General features: G+C 56.3%; 3 protein-coding genes. 1 reads left to right on the top strand and 2 read right to left on the bottom strand.

Features of this window, described 5'->3' with window-relative positions:
- Positions 1–1,299, top strand: a 1,299-nt coding sequence (locus tag ACYC56_RS14335; RefSeq protein WP_461374851.1) for a phage tail tip lysozyme, incomplete at its 5' end; no start/stop codon positions are given.
- Between the two features lie 32 nt (positions 1,300–1,331).
- Here ACYC56_RS14335 and ACYC56_RS14330 read toward each other — a convergent pair.
- The gene (locus ACYC56_RS14330; RefSeq protein ID WP_461374850.1) at positions 1,332–1,712 is read right to left on the bottom strand and encodes a hypothetical protein; all 381 of its coding nucleotides are present in this window, start codon (positions 1,710–1,712) and stop codon (positions 1,332–1,334) included.
- A gap of 270 nt (positions 1,713–1,982) precedes the next feature.
- Complete coding sequence (locus tag ACYC56_RS14325) at positions 1,983–2,777, bottom strand: hypothetical protein (protein ID WP_461374849.1); 795 nt, start codon at positions 2,775–2,777, stop codon at positions 1,983–1,985.
- Positions 2,778–2,860: the final 83 nt, after the last annotated feature.

Here is a 2,860-nt window from a genome sequence, read left to right as displayed (position 1 = left end):
GATGCGGGTCACGGTATCCTGGATCGCGACTGGGCGAAGGGACAAGTAGAAAAGCAGAAAGCTGCGGGCACTGATATCGAGAGCAGAAAAGCGCGCGACGTACAAGCCATCGACGCGGCGCGAAAGCTGCAGCGCAAAGACGGCGGCGACGATGAAGCGCGAAAGCTGCTCGGCACCGCTAAGCAGCGTTTACAGGAATATGATAAGGAACATCCGAACGGCGGCGCCGATCGCAAAATGTTTCAGGGCGACGTCGACTTCTATTCGAAACTCTTGCACAAATCCTCTTTCCGCGGCAGCAACGACGGCGGCGGCCCTGACTATCGCGGGCTGCTGCACAACACGGCATTCGTTACCAATGGGCGTAGCGGTCTCATGGGCGGCATGTCTGGCTTTGAAGGTGTGATTGCAAGCGGAACTAAGATCGGGTTCCTAGCGGCCTTCCGTGAGCTTATGGTTGACCAGTCGGTTGGTGCTGATGGCGCTGGTGCGGGGGGCAACAACGCTAGCGGCTTTACGAAGGCATCGTATGAGTCTGGCAACTCAGCCACTGCTGCTGGCCGCTCGATTGGGCGCGCTGAACGCGGTGGCGATTTACTAGGGCCGAATGAGCCAACCGGTGCTGCCCATTTGCGCGTGTCCAAGGGCATGGCTTCAAATGCCAAGGAAACATACGAGTTTTGGCGCAAGCAAGGATTTAGCCGCAACGCGGCTCTAGGCTTTGTTGGTAATGAGCAAGGCGAAGGCACACTTGCGCGCGGGGCGGCAACCGGCCGTGGGCGCTGGGGCCTGCATTGGGATGGCAGTCATAATTCTGGCGGTGCCGTCCAATGGGATCCGGCGCGTCGTGCCGATATCATGAAGCACACCGGAATTGACGTTTGGGGTAAATCGACGTCTCACGCGGACCAGCTGCTTGCCGAGGAATGGGAGATTAAACACCGCTACCCGAAGTTGTGGGAGCAATTGCGCCGCGACAAAATCTCGATTGGGCAAGCCACGCATGGCCTTGTCCATACGTATGAAAGGCCGGCCGATCCGGGTGGTCAGTCGCGGCTGCGCGGCTCTTATGGTGAAGGCTGGGCCAAGCGGCTTGAAGACGGACCGCCGCGCAAGGCCACCGGCCTTACAGATGGCCATGATAGTGCCGGCAAGGCTCCAGCGGGCGTTGGTGGCCATCTGCAGGTCGATATCAACGACCGCAGTTCGACGCACAACGTCACGATCCAATCTCGTGGCGACATGAGAACGAACCTTCGGCGCTGGCCGAAGCTCGATAGCGCAGGGCTGAATGTTTGATTGGGCGGTGCTGCGGCGCGCCCGCGTGCTGGTCAATCCGCCGTCTTTGCTGGCGTGAATGATTTCGGTTTGACCGTCTTATGGCTAACTTTCTTCGCGCGCTTCTTGTGCAGTGCCAGCTTCTTATGCTTTTCGGGCAGTGCTGCGGCCTTTTGTTCGGTCGGAGGCGTTGCGAAGGCTGGCGCCGCATCAGCGTGCGGCGGTGTCGCCGGCACGCCTTGGGGGCAGAACTGGAAATTTATAAGCCCACATATCGCGTCTGCTGGCGAAAAACTTTGAGCGAATGCAGGCGTAGCAGTCGCGGCGAAAAGGGCGGCAACGCAGACAATTCGCCGGAGATTGGTCATTCTCATAAGGTTCCCATTGCGGTCAAAACGATTGCAGAGCCTTAAACCCATCGCGAGGTGGGTCAAGTTATAAGGCCGTTTTCAGCCGCCCATTTTGGTCATGGCAGATCAAATGATCGGTAGTCGCGGCGACGAAGTGTGGTAGCTGAAGCGCCATGTGTGGATGGAAACAATGGATGACGGATGACGGCCAGTTGCCGCAGGATTCCTCGGGCAATTACCATCCTGATGTAGGAGGTGCAAATGGTAGATAGCAGCCGACAGGCCGGCGACCGCGATGAATTGTGCAATCCCGATGGATTCCTTGATTATGATCCGATGCCGTATGAGTTGGCTTTAAGGGCTAGCTATGCCGCTAGAGGCTATGTTGTCGGCTGCCGAACTGAACAACGTTCGAATGACTTCAATGCTGTCGATGCACGCCTGAAGCTGTTTGGCGACGTCGGAGCCCAAAAAAGGTTGACCGCTGAAGACAATTGAAAAGTCGGCCTTAATGCGCGTGTCAGGCGGTATGGCGCCCGCAAAGGCGGAAGGGAAGATCATAAGACGCTGCCCATCTTTCGCTAGCGTCGTCGCGAACTTTGGCTGCCCCGAAGTGATTGGCACCGGCCAATTAATTTCCACTACCGCGATGGTAGGAACAAGGGCCTGATGCTTATCTAGAATGTCCAGATCGTGGATGGCCCTTAGGCCATGGTTCCCTGTTTTGTATGGAGCCGTCTGCTCGATGATGTCTAAAAAGGTCTGGTGGATTTTGCTAAGTTTGCGGCGGCGCAGAACCTCCCGCAGATCGTCTTTGTCTTTGCAGAATGGATAATGCACGTCACTAATATGGTTCGGATTGCAGCCGGAAACGCGATGTGCATCCGTAGCCATTAGGTCCAATGATCCGCGTAAATTATGGAACACGTCGCCTATGATAGCGGCCCAAGCATTAGGTATTGGTTCACTTTGTCGATAAGTGAACGCGCTGACCTTAATGCCCGCGGCTTCGCCGTATTCTGGAGCTATCTCCAAAGCTACGTAAGCGGAGCCTCGCTTGAAAAAGTTATCGACTTCTGAGCGAAACTCTTGCAGGTGCCGTTTCGCTCTATCAATTTTGATCTGAGCGGACTCAAAGGGCTTGATCATGGCGTGGCCGGAGAAACAGGCACCGGAAGGCGCGGAGGAAAAAGAAGCTTGGTCCCGATTTGAGTGCGCCCTTCAGATTCGTC

Source organism: Candidatus Aquicultor sp., assembly GCF_054640775.1.
Note: the sequence above shows the minus strand (reverse complement) of the source record. Positions and strands in the feature narration are given on the sequence as shown.